Source organism: Erwinia amylovora, from assembly GCF_017161565.1.
GTDB classification, from domain to species: Bacteria; Pseudomonadota; Gammaproteobacteria; order Enterobacterales; family Enterobacteriaceae; genus Erwinia; species Erwinia amylovora.
Genome location: NZ_CP066796.1, coordinates 2,626,340 through 2,646,529, shown reverse-complemented (window position 1 = coordinate 2,646,529; position 20,190 = coordinate 2,626,340). Strand labels below are relative to the sequence as shown.

Annotated in this window: 15 protein-coding genes; 7 read left to right on the top strand and 8 right to left on the bottom strand. The window is 55.2% G+C overall.

Annotated elements, in window-relative coordinates:
* Positions 1–28 precede the first annotated feature (28 nt).
* Entirely contained in the window at positions 29–1,465 is a 1,437-nt protein-coding gene (mgtE, locus tag JGC47_RS12125) for a magnesium transporter (protein ID WP_004159057.1), read from the bottom strand.
* Positions 1,466–2,061: 596 nt separating this feature from the next.
* On the opposite strand from mgtE, the gene JGC47_RS12120 reads away from it, so the two are divergent.
* Entirely contained in the window at positions 2,062–4,311 is a 2,250-nt protein-coding gene (locus JGC47_RS12120; protein ID WP_013036155.1) for a sensor domain-containing phosphodiesterase, read from the top strand.
* Here JGC47_RS12120 and tehB read toward each other — a convergent pair.
* The 3 genes from tehB to ppk1 all read right to left on the bottom strand — a co-directional run bounded on the left by tehB (position 4,301) and on the right by ppk1 (position 8,619).
* On the bottom strand, positions 4,301–4,933 hold the full coding sequence (gene tehB, locus JGC47_RS12115) for a tellurite resistance methyltransferase TehB (protein WP_004159053.1): 633 nt from the start codon (positions 4,931–4,933) through the stop codon (positions 4,301–4,303). The two genes, JGC47_RS12120 and tehB, sit on opposite strands and share 11 nt — an antisense overlap.
* A 93-nt stretch (positions 4,934–5,026) precedes the next feature.
* The gene (ppx, locus tag JGC47_RS12110) at positions 5,027–6,553 is read right to left on the bottom strand and encodes an exopolyphosphatase (RefSeq protein ID WP_004159045.1); all 1,527 of its coding nucleotides are present in this window, start codon (positions 6,551–6,553) and stop codon (positions 5,027–5,029) included.
* Between the two features lie 5 nt (positions 6,554–6,558).
* Entirely contained in the window at positions 6,559–8,619 is a 2,061-nt protein-coding gene (gene ppk1, locus JGC47_RS12105; RefSeq protein ID WP_004159044.1) for a polyphosphate kinase 1, read from the bottom strand.
* A gap of 144 nt (positions 8,620–8,763) precedes the next feature.
* Here ppk1 and JGC47_RS12100 point away from each other — a divergent pair, with 144 nt between their 5' ends.
* The 3 genes from JGC47_RS12100 to pstB are packed head-to-tail and all read left to right on the top strand — an operon-like array spanning position 8,764 to position 13,356.
* On the top strand, positions 8,764–10,920 hold the full coding sequence (locus JGC47_RS12100) for an ABC transporter permease subunit (protein WP_004159043.1): 2,157 nt from the start codon (positions 8,764–8,766) through the stop codon (positions 10,918–10,920).
* Positions 10,917–12,566: a phosphate ABC transporter permease PstA gene (gene pstA, locus JGC47_RS12095; protein WP_004159042.1), complete on the top strand. Its 1,650-nt coding sequence runs from the start codon at positions 10,917–10,919 to the stop codon at positions 12,564–12,566. The genes JGC47_RS12100 and pstA overlap by 4 nt, the downstream gene beginning before the upstream one ends.
* A 13-nt stretch (positions 12,567–12,579) precedes the next feature.
* Positions 12,580–13,356 carry a phosphate ABC transporter ATP-binding protein PstB gene (gene pstB / locus JGC47_RS12090; protein WP_004159041.1) on the top strand — a complete coding sequence of 259 codons (777 nt, stop codon included), beginning with the start codon at positions 12,580–12,582 and terminating at the stop codon, positions 13,354–13,356.
* 61 nt (positions 13,357–13,417) lie between these two features.
* Here the strand turns inward: pstB and purN are convergent, their stop codons facing one another.
* Together purN and purM are read right to left on the bottom strand one after the other, a co-directional pair.
* Positions 13,418–14,056 (bottom strand): phosphoribosylglycinamide formyltransferase, encoded by a 639-nt coding sequence (purN, locus tag JGC47_RS12085; RefSeq protein ID WP_004159039.1) that lies wholly within the window; start codon positions 14,054–14,056, stop codon positions 13,418–13,420.
* Positions 14,053–15,093, bottom strand: coding sequence for a phosphoribosylformylglycinamidine cyclo-ligase (purM, locus tag JGC47_RS12080; RefSeq protein ID WP_004159038.1), 1,041 nt, complete (start codon positions 15,091–15,093; stop codon positions 14,053–14,055). The genes purN and purM overlap by 4 nt, the downstream gene beginning before the upstream one ends.
* Before the next feature lie 244 nt (positions 15,094–15,337).
* On the opposite strand from purM, the gene upp reads away from it, so the two are divergent.
* The 3 genes from upp to hda all read left to right on the top strand — a co-directional run bounded on the left by upp (position 15,338) and on the right by hda (position 18,339).
* A complete protein-coding gene (gene upp, locus JGC47_RS12075) occupies positions 15,338–15,964 on the top strand; it encodes a uracil phosphoribosyltransferase (protein ID WP_004159037.1) in 627 nt (208 codons plus the stop codon).
* Between the two features lie 232 nt (positions 15,965–16,196).
* Complete coding sequence (uraA, locus tag JGC47_RS12070; protein WP_004159036.1) at positions 16,197–17,483, top strand: uracil permease; 1,287 nt, start codon at positions 16,197–16,199, stop codon at positions 17,481–17,483.
* A 148-nt stretch (positions 17,484–17,631) separates the two neighbouring features.
* Positions 17,632–18,339 carry a DnaA inactivator Hda gene (gene hda / locus JGC47_RS12065; protein WP_004167072.1) on the top strand — a complete coding sequence of 236 codons (708 nt, stop codon included), beginning with the start codon at positions 17,632–17,634 and terminating at the stop codon, positions 18,337–18,339.
* Here the strand turns inward: hda and JGC47_RS12060 are convergent.
* Both JGC47_RS12060 and bepA read right to left on the bottom strand, forming a co-directional pair.
* Positions 18,317–18,487, bottom strand: a complete 171-nt coding sequence (locus JGC47_RS12060) for a thioredoxin domain-containing protein (RefSeq protein WP_223386239.1) — start codon at positions 18,485–18,487, stop codon at positions 18,317–18,319. The genes hda and JGC47_RS12060 overlap by 23 nt on opposite strands.
* 180 nt (positions 18,488–18,667) lie before the next feature.
* Entirely contained in the window at positions 18,668–20,134 is a 1,467-nt protein-coding gene (bepA, locus tag JGC47_RS12055; protein ID WP_004159031.1) for a beta-barrel assembly-enhancing protease, read from the bottom strand.
* Positions 20,135–20,190: the final 56 nt, after the last annotated feature.

The window sequence follows — 20,190 nt, the reverse complement described above, 5'->3', positions numbered from 1 at the left end:
TTAAATCGGACGCGTTAGGTTGGTAGCTTCAGTGCAGAAGGAAGAGGGTTGCCAGCCCGAGGAAAATAAAGAAGCCGCCGGTATCGGTAAGCGCGGTGATCAGCACGCTGGAGCCGACAGCCGGATCGCGTTTCATTTTTATCATCAGCAGTGGGATCAGAACGCCCATCAGCGCTGCCAGCAGCAGATTGAGCAACATGGCCAGCATCATCACGCCGCCCAGCGCCGGGTTACCATACATCGCCCAGGTGATGCCCCCCATCACGCCTCCCCAGAACAGGCCGTTGATCAGAGCCACGCCCAGTTCGCGACCGATTAAAAATGAGAAGTTAGCCGGCTCCACCTGATGCAGCGCCATTGCCCGCACAATCATCGTAATCGTCTGGTTACCGGTGTTGCCTCCAATTCCTGCCACAATCGGCATCAGCGTTGCCAGTGCTACCAGCTGCGAAATGGTGTTTTCAAACAGGCCAATCACCCGTGAAGCGACAAAGGCGGTGCACAGATTAATTGCCAGCCAGGCCCAGCGGTTACGCACCGATTTTCTGACTGGGGCAAAAACGTCTTCTTCAGGATTCACCCCGCCCATTTTACGGATATTGCTGTCGTTCTCTTCTTGGACTAAATCGACTACATCATCAATGGTCACACGGCCCATGAGTTTACCGGTGGCATCAATAACGGCGGCAGAAATCAGGTTATAACGCTCGAACGCCCCGGCGGCATCCTCAGCTCTGTCATCGATAAAAAAACTGGTTGGCCGATTGTTCATCACTTCCATTACCCGTTTATCCGGCGTGTTCAGCAGGATGTCAGTCAGCGGCAGCTCGCCCAGCAGCATATTGTTCTTATTGGTGATAAACAGCTTATCGGTGCCGTCGGGAATAGATTTTTTTCGCCGCAGGAAGCGTTGTACGGTCGCCAGCGTCACGTCTGCGCGCACCGTCACCAGTTTGAAATCCATAATGCGGCCGACGCGATCACGATCGAAATCCATGACCTCCAGCACGTTTGAGCGGAGCGCCGGATCCAGTGATGTCAGCAGGCGGCCGGTCAAATCGCGCGACAGATATTTAGCCAGCCACGCCTGTTCGTCGATGTCCAGCGGCTTGATGGCACGCAGCAGATCGCGGTCACTCATCTCCTCAATCAGACTTTCCCAGACATTTTCTGAAACTTCGAGCAGGACATGGCCCCGGCGATCGTTACCTACCAGCCGCCACAGTGCCAGGCGTTCGTCTGCGGGCAAAGCCTCCAGCAGGTCGGCGATATCGGCGGCGTGCAGCAGGGGTAAGGTTTGTTTGATCTCCTCAACCTGCTGACGATGGGCGTCCGCTTCGGCAGAGGACTCATGTCGCGGGCGCTCCATTAGCGTATCGACAAGATCTTTATCAGATAGCAGCAGATTGAGAATGCGACTGCGAACTTCAGCCAGAAGCTGGACATGGGAAGGGGCTAAAGGCATGCAATATCCTTTTGTCTGACGAAAATAAGGTCACAGCTTAACTGATTCAGCCGGCACCAGGTGAGCAAATGTCATCAAAACCTCTGTGTCGCAAGCTCATCATTAACGAAACTTAGCGATAACGATGCTTGCGGGCATCAGCAGTGAGCGTTTTTTCTGTTGGAGACGCCGGACAGCTTCGGCGGCGACATATGCAACCGCCAGAGCATATTAGTCAAGCTGGCGAGCGTGATAACCTGGTTGAGTCGAGGGGGCTTCTGAGGTTTTGCGGATATCACAGCGGTGTTCGGGCAGGATTTCCTGTTACGTACCTTTAAGGGCAATGATCCATTGCGATACAGACGGTGAGCAGCACCAATGGCAAACCTTCGGGCCAACCGTTGACGCAAACGTGATTTTTAAACCCTGACCGATGACATGCACTGATAAAAAGGAGTGAAGTACGAATCACTGGTAATTAGCCTGAACGGGATTAAATGAGTATCATCTTTTCCAGTCCTCCAAGATTTAATAAAAACTTTTCATAAAAATGCCATACAATAGTCGGTTACAATAGTGAAAGTCTGCAAATAAAAATCTTAAATAAAGATAAAACAATGAAAAAAACGAGAATGCTGGAAAAATTTACCACCTGCTGGTGGGGGTTACCGATGCTACTCGCGCTACTGTTGATGCCATTGGCCTCTGCCTTGTCGGTGCGGCTTTGGATCTCCGACGGTTATGTCTACCTGATATATCTCCCCATGGCTATGATGATTGCCATGATGTTGGTGTTTGACTGGCGCTCATTTCCCGGCATCGCTTTGGCCTTATGTTTTCACTTCTGGGGACGTTACAGCGCGTTGCAGGGGGTGTTGCTTATCGCTATCTTTATGATTTCGCTGGCATTGGGCTGGTGGGGCTACCGTTCGCAGCTTAAAACGCGCTGGAACGTCAGCCCGGGTGAGCTGAATCAGATCAGCGTACGCATAGTCTGGTTGGTATTGGTGATACCCACCTTGTTTATTATTTTCACCCAGCTGGCGCTACCGACAGGAATATTGCCTCTTCACCATACGATCCTGGTTGATGAATCCTACTCGCTGCATACACTGCTCAATTATCAGTCGTTGCTGATGGCATCGCTGGCGACAGTGCCACTGTTTTATTTTGCAATACGGCTGTTACGCAATCCGCGTTTTTTTCTGATTTTAAAGACGCGCTGTCAACGCCAGATTGCCGGGGGAGTGACGTGGCGTGAATGGCTGATGTGGCTGATATTGATGGCAACATTACTGATAATGCTGACGTTATTCAGAGCCAGTAAGGAAAATTTGCTGACTACCGAGTACGGTCTTCCCCTTTTGCTGCCGCTGATGTTATGGTGCGCACTGCGTTTTGGTTATCTTTTCACCTCGATCAACTGGGGCATGCTGCTGGTTGTGCTTTACCAGCTACGCGATCGCTTTATGAATCTGGGGGCGATGGAGCCTTTTAATCTGTTGGTGATGTCGGCTTACCTGCTGGTCTTTACGCTCACAATTTTGCTGATGTCGGCTATCAGCACCCGCCAGCGCAGGTTGCTGGTGCGCGCCAGGGAACTGGCGCTGACCGACCCGATTATCGGGCTACCTAATTTGCGTGCTTTGAACAAGGATCTCGCGGTCGTTTCCTGCTCGTCACTCTGTTTTCTACGCATTCCCGATCTCGATCGTTTAAGCCGAACTTACGGGCTGCGACTGCGTATTCAGTACAAACGTAGCCTTGCTATTTATCTGCGGCCTAACCTGTTTGCCGGGGAGACGATATACCAGCTGCCCGGGTTTGACCTGGTGATACGTCTGCATCATGCCGTACTTCAGTCACGTATTGAAGAGCTGGAAGCACGAATAAAAAGTTATCACCTGAGCTGGGACGGCTTGCCGATCCATCCAGATATCGGCCTCAGTTACTGTACGGTCAATACGCCTGTGCTGCATCTGTATGAGCTGCTGGGCGAAATGAGCGCCCTGGCCGAAACGTCACTGCGCAATGGCCATGCGGTAAATCTGCAACAAACGGCAAATGTTCCGGTGCAGCGCCATATCACTGAAAAGCTGGCGATGCTCCATGATATTAAACTGGCGTTGCAAAACGGTTGTTTCCATCTGATGGCGCAAAAGATCTGCGGCGTACGTGGTGATGACTACTATGAAGTGCTGCTGCGTATGGTGAATATGCAGGGGGAATATATCAAACCGGCCAGTTTCTTACCGGTTGTACAGGAGTTTGGTCTGACCTGGGAAGTGGATCGTATGGTACTGGAGCAGGCACTGAAATTTATCAATGGCCATCGCCAACAGTTACCGGGCATTCGTCTCGCGATTAATTTGTTTGCCGCCTCGCTGTGCAGGCCGCAGCTCACGGAAGAGGTCGCCTCCCGGCTTAAAGCTCATGGCGTGGAACCCTGGCAGCTGATTATTGAAGTGAAAGAGTCGCCAATGCTAAGCGATAACAGTTGGGGTAACCGCTCATTAGCTCAGTTACGGAAACTGGGCTGTCGGGTAGCGATAGACGACTTCGGCACGGGATATGCCAGCTATTCACGTCTCAAACGGGTGCAGGTTGATATGTTGAAAATTGACGGCAGCTTCGTGTGTAATATGCTGAATAACAGCCTCGACTATCAGATTATCGTCTCTATTTGCGCGGTGGCACGGCTAAAGCGCATGCAGATTGTTGCCGAGTTTGTTGAAACGGAAGAGGTCGCCGGGGAACTGCGCCGGCTGGGCGTCGACTATTTGCAGGGGGAGGCGGTCGGTATGCCAATACCGTTGCAGGAGCTGGCTTCCGTTCAAACAGAGGCTGATGCTGAAATCAGCCCTTAACGCTGGTTTTCTGCGCCAGCAGGGTCGCAAAGCGCAAGGAGATTCGCTGGCCGTTTTCGTCGGTACGCTGTCGTTGACCGACATTCTCATTGTATTTCACAATATGCCATTTGCGATAGTAATGGCTAAGTTCGCCGGACTTAAAGGTGAAAGGGAACTCCTCATGGCAAGGATAGTCCCGACTGTTCATAACTGACACAATCAGGTTATAGCCATCACGCACCGTGCTGGCCTGCATATCCGCTATCAGCTGCGGAATGGTTGCCGGCTGCAGGAACTTGATCACCGACGTCGCCAATACCAGGTTATATGCCCCGTTAAAGCGCAGCGTATTGAGGTCGTGCCGGGCGGGATGAAGCCCGCGCAGATCTCCGGCAGCGATAATTTGCTCAAGCCGGGCTATGCAGGCCGGGTTATTATCCCAGGCCGTGACGTCGAAGCCTTTGCTGTTAAGCCACAGTGAATGACGCCCATTGCCGCAGCCAATGTCGAGGGCACTGGCTCCTTCAATACGTGGCAACGCTTGCGTTAATTCCGGGTGCGGTGCGCCAGGTGAGTATTTTTTGTAAAAATCGCGATCGACAAGTGGGTTCATCAGCTTCAGTTGATCATTTCCAGTCATTGCGGGGCTGCGGCTGCGGGATGAATGCGGTAGCAAACCAGTCCCGCCGGCCGCAACAGGCGGTCGGCAGCAGTAGGAGTGAGCGTGCCGGGTTTATGATCCTTCCCGGACGGTAAGCTGCCAACCGGCCACATCATTCCAGTAACCCTGCTCGCGTTCCAAATCCAGCTGAACTAAATTGTTCTGGCTAAAGTAATCACGTGGGAAAGTCAGGGTCCAGTTACCTTCATCGGTGTACAGGTGCAGGTAGCCTGGCTTAGTGGTGGCCTGGCGTTGGTTGTTAAGCAGCGTAGCCAGGCGTAACAGAAACACTATTGGCAGGAACTGCTTGCGCTTGAACAGCGTCAGACGCGGCATATCTTCTACCTTTAATGCCTTACGATGATAGCGTACCAGCGTGGCCAGCAGCGTTTGCTGATCCTGATTAAATCCGGGCATATTGGTGTTCTGCAGGATATAGGCAGAATGACGCTGCATGCCGCTGTGGTTAATGGTCAGCCCCACTTCATGCAGCATTGCCGCCCATTTCAACAGCGCCCCCAGCTGCGGATTCGCTTGCCTGGCGTTCTGTTCACGCCACTGACTGTAAAGCTGCCCGGTGGTTTCCAACACCCGACGCGCCTGGTCGCTGTCGATGGCATAATGATTCGCCAGGCTTTGCGCCGTTCGGCTGCGAATATCCTGATGACGAAAACGACCTTCCATTTCATACAACACGCCTTCACGCAGCGCGCCGTCGGAAAGGCGCAGCTCGCGAATAGCAAGGGCATCAAACACGCCGCACAGGATCGCCAGGCCAGGCACGAACACCCTTTTGCGCTCTTCCGACAGCCCGGGCAGACTAAGGGCATCAAAGGATTTATGTTTAACCACTTCGTCATACAGCAGCTGCAGGCGCTCAGGGGTGATCAGCTTATCTTTCTCGCCCATCGCCTGAAGCACTTCACAAGCGGCTTTGATCGTGCCGGAAGCGCCCAACGCAAACTGCCAACCCTTCAGACGATACTGCCATGCCAGCGTTTCCAGCTTTTGTACCGCAGCAAGGCGTGCGCGGCGAAAATTTTCTTTGCTGATCATGCCGTTGGGGAAATAGAGATTGGCAAAACTGACGCAGCCCATACGGCGGCTTTCGACCAGTTTCGGCTCGAAATCTTCACCTATCACCAATTCGGTGGATCCACCGCCAATATCAATAACCAGCTTGCGCCCTTTTTCCGGCTGGGTGTGTTCCACGCCCATGAAGATCAAACGCGCCTCTTCATTGCCCGAGATCACTTCAATGGGATAGGGGATAACCTCTGCTGCGCGTTGCAGAAACTCTTGCGCATTTGCCGCTTCGCGCAGGGTGTGAGTACCGACAATAGTCACATTGGTCGGGCTGAAACTTTGCAAGCGTTCAGCAAATAACGCCAGGCAGCCCAGTCCGCGCTGGATCGCGTCTTCGCTCAGCACATTATGACTGTCCAGCCCGTCTGCCAGATGTACGCGCTGCTTGAGGCGCCCCAGTACCTGCATGGCGCCATCCACCACGCGGGCAATCACCATATGGAAACTGTTCGAACCCAGGTCAATGGCCGCGAATTCTTGCGGTTTGGCAGTGCTTTTAGGGGTAATTGGCATAGTGATTAATCAGGTTGTTCAAGAGATTTTATGTACTCGTAGATTGACAGCTGCGAACGCACCTTACGGCGATTACCGCGCGGTACATAGCGGTTGCTCAGCTCTTTATCAACGAAACGGGCTTTCAGCGTATCACTCATCAGGATGGCGATAATGTCAAGAATGCGCTGTTTCAGAATCGGATCAAGTACGGCAACGGCCACTTCAATACGATAGTCAATGTTGCGCGTCATCCAGTCTGCCGAAGAGAGGAACACTTTTTTGTCGCCGCCATTATCGAAGATATAGACGCGGTCGTGCTCCAGATAACGGTCAACGATGCTGATCACCCGGATATTATCACTGATCCCTTCCAGATTGGGTATCAGTGAGCACATGCCGCGCACCACCAGTTCGACCTTAACGCCAGCGCTGGAAGCGGTGTAAAGGCGATCTACCAGGCCCTTATCAACCAGGTTATTGATTTTCAGCGTGATGCCGGAGGGGATGCCCTGCTGCGCATTAGCAATTTCATTATCTATTAGCTGGTAAAGCATTCGTCGCGAGTTCTGTGGCGATACCATCAGATGTTCGAAACTCACCGGGCGGTACGGGTTTTCAATAAAGTTAAATACCCGCCGCAATTCATTGGTGATACGTGCATCGGCGGTCAGCAGCGAATAATCGGTATAAAGCCGTGCGGTCTTTTCGTTGAAATTACCGGTTCCGATATGCGCGTAGCGGTTGATTCCGCCGTTTTCACGTCGTGAAATCAGGAACAGCTTGGCGTGGATTTTCAGCCCCGGAGCGGAGAAGATGACGTGAACTCCGGCTTCGGTCAGGCGTTTCGCCCAGTGAATATTGGCCTCTTCGTCAAAACGCGCCTGTAACTCAACGACCACCGTCACTTTCTTACCGTTATAGGCGGCGTGGATCATCGCATCGATAATGCGTGAATCCTTGGCAACGCGGTAGATATTGATTTTTATTGCCAACACTGCCGGGTCGAAAGAGGCCTGGCGCAGCAGCTCCAGTACGTGCTCGAAGGTGTGATAAGGGTAATAGAGCAGCACGTCGCGGTTGCGGATGGCGTCAAATCCATTACGAAAACGGTCGAACCAGATATGGCGCAGCTGCGGCAGCGGCTTGTTCACCAGGTTAGCTTTGCCAACGTTGGGGAAAGTAATAAAGTCTTTAAAGTTGTGATAACGTCCGCCGGGCACGATAGAGTCATAATTCGAGATGTTCAGCTTGTTACGCAGCAACTCTACCATCGCATCCGGCATATCACGCTGATAGACAAAGCGCACCGGTTCGGCGGTCAGGCGCTGCTTCAGGCTGGACGACATCAATTCCAGCAGGCTTGATTCCATTTCAGTGACCAGGTCGTATTCGGCATCACGGGTCATTTTCATCGAATAGGCGTTCAGCGCGTCATAATCGAAAAAGCCACGGAAAATATCGCCCAGGCAGTAGCGCAGAATATTATCCAGCAGGATCATCGGCTTTCTGCGGCGCGGCGTTTCCGGCGGCAGGTTGACGAAACGCGGCACTTTATCCGACGGGATCTCCAGCAGAGCGTAGTTTATCTCTTCTCCGCGAATGATCTCCACCGCCAGATAGGTGTAATCGTCCTTGAGAAACTCGATTAAATCGGTGTCATGGTTGATCAGGATCGGAGTGATGTGCTGGCGCAGATGATGTTTGAAGTAATGCCGCAGCCAGCTTTGCTGATTAGGAGAAAGCTGACGTTCGTTGATCAGGAAAATCTGGTTACGCGCCATTTCTAACAGCAGATCGTTATAAAGTCCGTCAAACTCCTGATCGGCTTTCAGAACACGCGCCTGAATTTTCTTCAGCAAATGGCGTGGAGTACCCGGAATGCCCTGTTCTTCGCCGATGAGAATGCGACGCTTCAGGTCAGCAAAACGGACTTTGTAGAATTCTTCCAGATTATTGGAGTAGATACCAAGAAAGCGCATACGTTCAATCAGCGGGTTGGTTTTATCAGCCGCTTCCTGCAATACGCGCTCGTTGAAGGATAACCAACTCAACTCTTTTTCAATATACAGCTTTTCCTGACCCATTTTTACTCCGTCCGCTGATTCAGGATATAGGTTAGCCATTATCCTGAAACATTATGGCGACAGAATGGCAGCATTGTCCAACGCTCGGTGAATGTTGATTGTCTTATTAAGCACATACGGGCAACATAACGGTTTTAGATTACCATGGAAATCTGCTCAGAGATGACTGACCGCCCAATCCCCGTTGACGACAACGCCGGGCGTCGCCGCATTATTGAAAGGCTGACGCGGCGCGTGGTGACCGCGTGCGGGATGGCCATCTTACTGGTCATGATGCTGTTGCTGTTCTGGTTGGTCGCGGTGGTGGTGCCGCTGTTCATCGCTCCGGGACTGCGGGCGGATAATCCAGTCAAACTGTGGCAAAGCGATGCGGTGATAGCAATGGGCATGGACCGCCAGCAGAAGTGGGGCTGGCGTATCGATCATCAGGGCAGCGGGCGTTTTGTGCCGCTCAATGCGCAACCGCCTTCGGCACCCTTAACCTTACTGCGCGGCAGCATCCGAGCCAGTGTCAGTATGGATAATCTTAGCGTGTTGCTGCTTTCAGAACGCGGGGCGATGGTGCTGGTGCAACCGGACTTCTCGTCAGGCGCAGAACCGCGCTGGAAATACCCGCTTGGTGATGTGCCTCTGAGCACCGGGGAAGAGAACATCTACCCTTTTGCCATCACGCAGAGCGCGGAAAATCGCTGGCAGGTCGCACTGGCAACGCCCGATCATATCGCTTTGTGGCAGTTACAGGCGCAGCAGCCTGCTTTGCATTACCGGCTGAATATCCGCGGGGTGGATCAACTGCTGCTCTCGCCCGACGGCAGCAAGCTGTACACGCTGTCCGGCACGCAGCTAAGCGTATGGCTGATTGGCAGCGGCCCACCCAGGCTGCGTGAGGCGCTGACTTTGGCAGAAAAGCCGGCAAGCCTGAAGTTGCTTAGCGGTGGCGCTTCACTGCTGATAGCGGACCATCGCGGCATTGGACAGTGGTTCGATACGGCCAGCGCCGCAGAACCACGGTTGCGCTTTATCCGCGACTTCGCCGGTGCGCAGTGGCAGCCTCTGATAATGACTGAACCTCATCGCCGTGTTTTTGCCACCCTCAGCCCGCAGGGTGAACTCAAACTGTTTGCCAGCAAGCAGCAGGGAGCCATCCTCAGTCGTCAACTGGAGGCCGGCGTGCGGATGGCGCAGTTCGCCCCGCAAGGTGACGGGCTGCTGGTTGAACGGGCAGGAGCCTGGCAGCACTACCGGCTGGACAATCCATGGCCGGATGTCAGCTGGCGCAGCCTGTGGCAAAAAGTCTGGTATGAAAACTACCCTGAACCCGAATATGTCTGGCAGGCAACCTCTGCCAATGACGATTACCAGGGAAAATTTAGTCTGGTACCGATGGTGGTGGGGACGTTAAAAGCCGCCGGGCTGGCCATGTTATTTGCCACACCGCTGGCGCTGGCCGCCGCCATTTACACGGCCTGGTTTATGACCCCGGGCCTGAGGCGCTGGGTGAAACCCGCCATTGAAATGATGGGGGCACTGCCGGGCGTGGTTATCGGACTTATTGCGGGTTTGTGGCTGGCACCGAAAATAGCCGACCGCCTGTCCGGCGTGCTGTTATTACCGCTGATACTGGCATCGGTGCTTCTGTTGTGTAGCTGGACGCGGCAAAAGTTACCGCCAGTCTGGCAAAAGCGCTGGCGCACAGAAGGGCGCGAAGTACTGCTGCTGCTGCCGATATTGCTGTTAAGCGCCTGGTTTTCGCTGGGGGCGATCCCGCTGCTGGAGCATTCTTTGTGGGAACAAGGGCTGGCAGAACGGTTCAGCACCGATTATCAGCAGCGTAACCTGTTAGTGGCCGGGGTGGCGATGGGCTTTGCCCTGGTGCCGCTGATATTTACCCTTGCCGAAGATGCCATTTTTAGCGTGCCCGCCTCACTGGGGCAAGGCTCACTGGCGCTGGGTGCGACCCCCTGGCAGACGCTGATGCGGGTGGTGCTGCCCGCAGCATCCTCAGGTATATTTGCTGCCCTGATGATAGGCTTTGGCCGGGCAATAGGAGAAACCATGATCGTGCTGATGGCCACCGGAAACACCCCGGTAACCGATGGCGGGCTGTTTGCAGGTTTACGATCGCTGGCTGCCAATGTTGCGGTGGAAATGCCGGAGGCGGCGGCAGGAAGTGCTCACTATCGCGTGCTGTTCTTGTCAGCGCTGGTGCTGTTGGTCTTCACGCTGGTGGTCAATACTTTTGCCGAACTGTTGCGCCAGCGACTGCGACGGCGCTACGGTCAGCAGGAGCAGCCAGGATGAAAGGTGCGTCTGCGCGTAATGACCGCTGGCGCTGGCTTACCGCCGGAGCGGTGGCCGTGAGTCTGCTGGCTTTTCTGCTGCTTATCGTGCTGCTGGCCTGGCAGGGGTTACGCTACTTCTGGCCACAGCCGCTGGTACTGTTCACCCTGCAAACCCCGAACGGACAGGTGCAGATGCTGGGGGAAATAGCCGCAGAGCAGCAGGTTTCCCGCCAGCAGTTGCAGTCCGGCGGCCAGCCATTACCGGCCGGTCTGCCGGAAAGCGTGACACGCTATCTGATTAAAACCGGTAACCGCGATTTCAATGGCACGGATTTTCGCCAGCTGCTTTCCAGCGAGATCCTGCATCAGCAGGTGCCGAAGCAAGCCATTGTGCTGCAGCGACGTGCTGGCGGCAACGCCTACGGCTGGTTCGACGGTTTGCTGGAAGAGCGGCATCCGTTGACCGCGAATAACCTTTTCCAAACCTTGCAGCAGCGTTTAACGCAGACTCACGAGCACCTGAAAGAAGCAGAAACGCTGCGCCAGGTAGAGATGGCACGACTCAATGCGCAAATGGAAGAGTTGGAACAGCAAAGGCAGCAGCAGCGTAATGCCCGGCGCTACACGCCGGAAAACCAGTCAGCTTATGAAGCAGATCGCGCCGAGCTGCAGCGCCAGTTTGCCGACCAGTCGTCCAGTCTGGCAGCATTGGATCAGGAAAGTCACAACACCGTACTGGTGCTGCGTGATGCCAGCGGAGAACGGCACCAGATACCGCTGGCGCAGATTGTTGCCGTATGGCAGCCGAATGCCATGAGCGCCGGGATAAAGTGGCGGCATTTTGCGCACCAGCTGTGGCATTTTGTCAGTGATTCGGCATACGAAAGTATCGGTGATGGCGGGGTATTCCCGGCCATTTTTGGCACCATACTGATGGTACTGCTGATGTCGATAGTGGTGATGCCGCTTGGCGTGGTGGCGGCAATCTGGCTGCACGAATATGCCGGCAGTAATCTGTTAACCCGGCTGGTACGCATTGCGGTGGTTAACCTTGCTGGCGTCCCCTCAATTGTTTATGGCGTATTTGGTCTCGGTTTCTTTGTCTGGTTGACGGGCGGCAGCATTGACCGTCTGTTTTTTGCAGCAAGGCTGCCGAACCCGACCTTTGGTACGCCTGGGTTGCTCTGGGCTTCGCTGACGCTGGCTTTGTTAACCTTGCCAGTGGTGATTGTGGCCACCGAAGAGGGGCTGTCGCGCATTCCGCCCTCGCTACGCCAGGGTTCGCTGGCATTAGGGGCCACCCAGGCGGAAACCCTGTGGCATATCACGCTGCCGCTGGCAGCGCCCGCCATGCTAACCGGGCTGATTCTGGCGGTGGCGCGCGCCGCCGGGGAAACCGCACCGCTGATGCTGGTCGGCGTAGTTAAAAAGGTGCCGGAGCTGCCGGTAGATGCGCTGTTCCCTTATTTACACCTCGATCGTAAGTTTATGCACCTCGGGTTTCAGATCTACGATCTGGCTTTCCAAAGCCCCAATGCCGAAGCTGACCGTTCGCTGGTGTTTGCCACTGCGCTGCTGCTGGTATTGTTGATATTGGGGTTAAACCTGGTGGCGATGATATTGCGCCATCGTCTGCGCGAGCGCTACCGTGCGCTGATGCTTTAATTCGGGGCTTTTTATGGCAATCACGTTTAATGATGTAAATACCGCGCTGGAACTGGACAACCTGAACTTATGGTATGGCGAAAAACAGGCATTAAATAACATCAGCCTGCAGTTTCCTGCAAACCGCATCACCGCACTGATCGGCCCTTCAGGCTGCGGCAAGTCGACGCTGTTACGCTGCTTCAACCGCATGAACGATGCCATCGACGGCTGCCGCATCAGTGGAGATATCCGTCTGCAGCAGCACTCCATTCTGGCGTCTGCACAGGACCTCTGCGCGCTGCGCCGCCGGGTTGGCATGGTGTTTCAGCGGCCTAATCCCTTTGCCAGGTCCATCTATGACAACGTGGTGTACGGCCTGCGTTTACAGGGCGTACGTGACAAGCGCGTGCTGGACGAAGCGGCCGAGCGGGCGCTGCGTGCTGCGGGGCTATGGGCAGAGGTGAAAGACAATGTGTGGCAGAACGCCCTGACGCTGTCCAGCGGGCAGCAGCAGCGACTGGTTATTGCCCGTGCTATTGCCATTGAGCCGGAAATCCTGCTGCTGGATGAGCCAACGTCGGCGCTTGACCCGATTGCCACGCTGGTGATTGAAGAGTTGATGACCACGCTGAAACAGCACTTCACCCTGATCCTGGTGACGCACAATATGCAGCAGGCGGCACGCGTATCTGACTATACCGCGTTTATGCATCAGGGCAGAGTCGTGGAATTTGGTCTGACCGATACGCTGTTTACCGCACCACGCCAGCGCCATACGGAGGATTACATTACCGGAAGGTATGGCTGAAGCGGAAAGAAACCGTCGCCAGCTCTGCATACCGCATCGTCCCCGGTTTCGCTTACCGCGTTTATTCGAAAGCATGCCCGGCGGCGGGCAGCCGTCGATCATCCAGCCAGGCCGCGCCATCGTGCATTGTCAGGCGTCCATCAATGAACCAGCTTACCACCAGCGGGTAGATAGCATGCTCCTGATGCTGTACGCGCGCGGCGACATCGTCTTCTGTGTCATCGCTGAACACCGGAACTTTCGCCTGCAAAATCACCGGGCCACCGTCCAACTGTTCAGTGACAAAATGCACCGAGGTGCCGTGCTCTTCATCGCCATTGTCAATCGCCTGGCGATGAGTATGCAGCCCCGGATATTTAGGTAGCAGCGAAGGGTGAATATTCAGCATGCGCCCGGCGTAGCGTTGAACGAATTCCGCACTGAGAATGCGCATATATCCTGCCAGTACCACCAGATCGGGCGCATAGGCGTCTATTTCCTGCATCAACTGACGATCGAAAGCGCAGCGGTCGGCGAATTGCGCCGCTGCCAGCGCATGAGCCGCAATGTTGGCCGCGCGCGCGCGCTCAAGGGCAAAAGCCCCGGCTTTATTACTGAAAACGGCAGCTACCCTGCCGCCGATCCGCCCCTGCTGGCAGGCGTCGAGAATGGCCTGCAAATTGCTCCCGTTACCGGAAACCAGCACGACGATGCGTTTCATGCGTTGATCACCACGCGCTCTTCAGCATCGGAGGCTTTGATCACGCCAATTTTCCAGGCTTTCTCACCGGCATCGTTCATCAGCTGAAGCGCTTTGTCCGCTTCCGCCGGGCTAAGGGCAATCACCATGCCAACGCCGCAGTTGAAGGTGCGGTACATCTCGAAGCGACTGACGTTACCGGCCTGCTGCATCCAGCTGAAGACGGCTGGCCACTCCCAGCTTGACTCTTCCAGCACCGCCTGGGTGTTGTCTGGCAGCACGCGCGGGATATTCTCCCAGAAGCCGCCGCCGGTCAGGTGGGCGATCGCATGCACATCCACCTGCTCAATCAGATTGAGGATGTTCTTCACATAGATGCGCGTTGGTGCCAGCAGGTGGTCCGCCAGGGGTTTACCTTCCAGCTGGGTGGTTTCCGGGTCGGTGTTGCTGACCGCCAGAATTTTGCGCAGCAGCGAATAGCCATTTGAGTGTGGACCACTTGAGCCAAGGGCGATCAGCACGTCGCCTTCAGCGACTTTGCTGCCATCGATGATCTCTGATTTCTCTACCACGCCAACGCAGAAGCCAGCCACGTCGTAATCTTCGCCGTGGTACATGCCCGGCATTTCAGCGGTTTCGCCGCCGACCAGTGCACAGCCTGACTGCGAGCAACCTTCAGCAATGCCGGCGATGACGCTGGCAGCCGTGTCAACGTCGAGCTTGCCGGTAGCGTAATAATCGAGGAAAAACAGCGGCTCGGCACCTGATACCACCAAATCGTTTACGCACATGGCGACGAGATCGATACCAATGGCATCGTGGCGTTTCAGGTCCATCGCCAGACGCAGCTTGGTGCCAACGCCATCAGTACCGGAAACCAGAATCGGTTCACGATATTTTTGCGGCAGGGCACAAAGGGCACCGAAACCGCCCAGTCCACCCATCACTTCCGGGCGACGAGTCTTTTTCACTACGTCTTTGATACGGTCGACTAACGCATTACCCGCATCGATATCTACGCCGGCGTCTTTATAGCTGAGAGAGGTTTTATCGGTCACTACGAAATCCCCACGCGGTTTGCGGTTGGTGTGGTATTGAAAATAGAGCGCGGCAATTCTATCAGTGCAAGCAAACGTTTGCGAGTCCCATCTGCCCGCAAGTTGCGGATAGCGCGTTTCCAGGCGATCCTTAACAATGCCGGGCAGAAGAGGGAACCAGTGACACTAAGTCATAGGGCGGCGGGGGAAATAGCGCTATAATTTCGCGATTTTTTTTGCAGCTTAACACTCCGGGAGTAAAATAATGAAGATCGTGGAAGTGAAACACCCGCTGGTCAAACATAAACTGGGTCTGATGCGTGAACATGACGTAAGCACAAAACGTTTTCGTGAACTGGCGTCAGAAGTGGGAAGCCTGCTGACTTATGAAGCTACCGCCGACCTGCAAACCGAGAAGGTCATCATCGAAGGCTGGAATGGCCCGGTCACTATCGACCAGATCAAAGGCAAGAAAATTACCGTGGTGCCGATATTACGCGCCGGCCTTGGCATGATGGAAGGCGTGCTGGAGCACGTACCGAGCGCACGTATCAGCGTGGTCGGCGTTTACCGTGACGAGGAAACCCTGGAACCGGTGCCCTATTTCCAGAAGCTGGTATCAAACATTGAAGAGCGTATGGCGCTGGTGGTCGACCCGATGCTGGCCACCGGGGGGTCAATGATCGCCACCATTGATCTGCTAAAAAAAGCCGGCTGCAGCAGTATCAAAGTGCTGGTGCTGGTCGCGGCTCCGGAAGGTATTGCCGCGCTGGAAAAAGCGCACCCGGACGTAGAACTCTACACCGCTTCAATCGATCAGGGGCTGAATGAAAAGGGCTATATCATCCCTGGCCTTGGCGACGCCGGTGATAAGATCTTCGGTACCAAGTAAATCATGCTGCAGGCGAGGTTAACGGCCGTTTTGCTCGCCAGCCACGCCCGCGATCTTCATCTGGTGGCAGCGAACACGGCTTGCTTTACGCGGACAAGGCGGGTAGCGGCTGACCTTTCTGCGACTGTGTGCTCCAGTGAGGGTGCCGTAACCTGACATTTGCATTGATAAGCCGGCCGCAGAGTCGGCTTTTTTATCGTTCACACTCAAGGGGTAAAGGGGTAATGACTGTATGACACGTCGCGCAATTGGCGTACACGAGCGGCCGCCGCTGCGGCAAACTATTCCGCTCAGTTTCCAGCACCTGTTTGCCATGTTCGGCGCCACCGTGCTGGTACCGATCCTGTTCCATATCAACCCGGCCACCGTGCTGCTGTTTAACGGCATCGGCACGCTGATCTATTTGTTTATCTGCAAAGGTAAAATCCCGGCGTATCTGGGATCGAGCTTTGCCTTTATCTCGCCGGTTTTGCTGCTGTTGCCATTAGGTTACGAAGTGGCGTTAGGCGGTTTTATCATCTGCGGCGTGCTGTTTTGTCTGGTAGCGCTGATCGTCAAAAAAGCCGGTACCGGCTGGCTGGACGTGATGTTCCCTCCGGCGGCAATGGGGGCGATTGTGGCGGTCATCGGTCTGGAGCTGGCGGGCGTGGCGGCGAATATGGCGGGCCTGCTGCCGGCCGGTAACGCCGCCGATGGCAAAACCATGATTGTCTCAATGGTCACGCTGGGCGTAACGGTTTTTGGCTCGGTGTTGTTCCGGGGTTTTCTTGCCATTATCCCGATTCTGGTCGGCGTGCTGGCTGGGTATGCGCTTGCCTGGGGGATGGGGATGGTTGACTGGACGGCGGTACGGGAAGCGCCCTGGTTTGCTTTGCCAACCTTCTATACGCCGCGCTTCGAATGGTATGCCATTTTCACCATTTTGCCCGCTGCGCTGGTGGTGATTGCCGAACATGTGGGCCACCTGGTGGTCACGGCGAATATTGTTAAAAAGGATCTGATGAGAGATCCGGGCCTGCATCGCTCGATGTTCGCCAACGGTATTTCCACCGTATTCTCCGGCTTCTTTGGTTCCACACCTAATACCACCTACGGGGAAAACATTGGCGTTATGGCGATTACCCGCGTTTACAGTACCTGGGTGATCGGCGGCGCGGCGATTCTGGCTATCCTGCTCTCATGCATTGGCAAACTGGCTGCGGCGATCCAGGCGGTACCGGTACCGGTGATGGGAGGGGTATCGCTGCTGCTGTATGGGGTGATTGCTGCTTCCGGTATTCGGGTATTGATTGAATCGAAAGTGGATTACAACAAGGCGCAGAATCTGATCCTGACATCGGTTGTACTGATTATTGGCGTCAGCGGGGCGAAAGTGCATATGGGTGCCGCCGAGCTGAAAGGGATGGCGTTGGCGACGATTGTCGGCGTGATGCTTAGCCTTATTTTCCGGGCATTCGGCCTGCTGCGCAAGGAAGAGCAAGTGATTGACGTGCCGGACGAACGTCATGACGCGCGCTAAACCTGAAGGGGCAGCGTCTGCTGCCCCTGTCATGGCAGATTTTTTCTATTTCTGCCGCTCCTGTCCTGCCGGGATCCCGCTTAGCATTTCATGATCCTGCCTGAGTTGTGTTAGTATTTTCGCGTTTTCTGCCTGCTCAAACTCTGAGGTGATTCTGAACACGCCGGCACAGCTCTCACTGCCACTTTACCTGCCCGATGACGAAACCTTTGCCAGCTTCTGGCCGGGGGAAAATCCGTTGCTGCTGGCTGCGCTGCAAAGCGCATTGCACCAGCAACATGGTAGCTATTTCTACTTCTGGTCTCGTGAAGGCGGAGGACGCAGTCATCTGTTGCACGCCGCCTGCGCTGAACTGTCGGCGAAAGGCGAAGCGGTCGGTTATGTGCCGCTGGATAAACGCACCTGGTTTGTGCCTGAAGTGCTCGACGGGATGGAGCAGCTGGCTCTGGTTTGCATCGATAATATTGAATGTATTGCCGGCGACAGCCCCTGGGAAATGGCGATCTTCGATCTGTATAACCGCATTCTGGAAACCGGCAAAACGCGACTGCTGATCACCGGAGATCGCCCACCGCGCCAGCTCAATCTGAAGCTGGCCGATCTGGCTTCGCGCCTTGACTGGGGGCAGATTTACAAGCTGCGACCTCTTTGCGATGAAGACAAGCTACAGGCGCTACAGCTGCGCGCCCGGCTGCGTGGATTCGAGCTGCCAGAAGACGTTGGCCGCTTCCTGTTGAAACGCCTCGACCGCGAAATGCGCACGCTGTTCGCGACGCTGGATCAGCTGGATCGCGCTTCTATCAGCGCCCAGCGCAAGCTGACTATCCCCTTTGTTAAAGAGGCGCTGGCGCTATGAGGATCTCCGGAACCTGCTGTGGCGGCCTGCCGATACGCGCGTGGCCGTTTGCCATCACCGTCGGGCGATCGGGCAGTCCGGGCTGGTGCACCCAGCAACGGTTGCTCGTCGGGCTGCGCGTCATCCAGCCCTGCAGCGATATACGCATCCTCTTTTTGTTCACCCCAGCTGCTGTAACGGCGCTGTGAGCGTTGCCTGGCCCGGCGGGATTTCAGGTTAGGGGATAATCTGCGGCTCAATGTCCCGGTCTTTCAACAGCGCCCGCGTTTCGCGGCTCCTGAGCCGCGCGGATTAGGGTAGATCTGTACTTCGCTTATCGCTTCATCCCTTATGATTTCTGGTACTGACGAAAACGCTGTTGCAGCCGGCGCAGCTGGTCTATTCGCGCATCGTAGCGCGCCTGCTTCAGGCTGCCCAGCGCTACCGCCGCGCTGGCGCTGGTGAGACTGCGTATCGCCTGATCGAGCTGACCGGCTAACGCCAGGCTTTCGGCCCGCGCGGCCTGTTCTTCATCACTCAGCCCCTGCCGGGAAGATGCCTGAGCCAGCAGATCCCAGCCGTTGGCATCATCTTTATTCGCCCAGGTATAGCGATACAAAACTTTGCCAGCATTGGCTGGCTGGTTCGCTTCAACATAGGCGTTAGCAAGGTTGAGCTGTATTACCGGGCTGTTGCTGTTATTGCCCTTCACTGCCAGCAGGCGGTTAATCGCCTGCTGCGGCTGTTTCAGCCCAATATCGATGTCGGTCATGATATCCAGATACCAGAGGTTAGCGGGCTGTTTCGCTATCAGCGGCATGATGATACTGCGGGCATCAGCAAACTTATTGTCGCCCAGCAGCAGTACCGCCTTGCCATACTTCGCGGCGGCCTGCTCGCGGCTGTTGCCGCGTGCCAGCGTGGTAAGCACATCGTCATTTAACTGATTTTGCCCGCTGGCGAACATGCCCAGCGCCCTGACTTTTGCCATATAGAAGTCCTGTGAAGACTGGACCACCACCGGCTTCATCTGATTTGCCCGGTTTCGCGTATCGGCAAGGCGGCTGTCCGGCAAAGGGTGAGTCAGCAAAATTTCAGGGGGTTTAGACGCAAAGCGCGATGCGTCGGCCAGCTTTTGCAGAAAATCCGGCATGGCTTGCGCATCAAAACCGGCACGTTGCAGCACCTGAATACCGATGCGATCTGCTTCCTGTTCATTTTGCTGGCTGAAGCTGATCACCCCCTGTTGAACACCGGCGAGCGTGCCGCTTAGCGCCGCCATTCCGGCCTGTGGGCTGGCCATGGCCAGCAAAACCGAACCCAGTGCACCCACCCAGGTGAGCGGCGCGTTACGCTGTTGATCTTCCATCGCTCGCGCCAGATGGCGTTGGGTAACGTGCGAGATCTCATGTGCCATGACCGAAGCCAGTTGGCTTTCAGTATCGCTGTAGCGAAACAGCGCCGAGTGCAGAACTACGTTGCCGCCGAAAAAGGCAAACGCGTTTATCTCATCGTTGCGTATCAGATAGAAATGGAATGGCGTTTTCACCGACCAGGCATGTGCCACCAGGCGTTGCCCCAGCTGGTTGACATAATGACAGAGCAAAGGATCGTTGATGACTGGCGCACTGGCGCGCAGCTGGCGAACATAAAAATCGCCCATTGCCAGTTCCTGATTAATCGACAGCGTACCTGCCGCAGTGGTGCCAATCTCCGGCAGATTATCGCTGATATCGGCGCGGGACGGCATTATGCTTCCAGCCACGACCCATGCGAGCAGCGAAATCAGCAGGTTTTTTTTCAGTCTGATAGACATACGAAACCCTGGTAAGGAAATGCTGTTTTGACCGACAAAGCGGCGAAAAGTGCCCT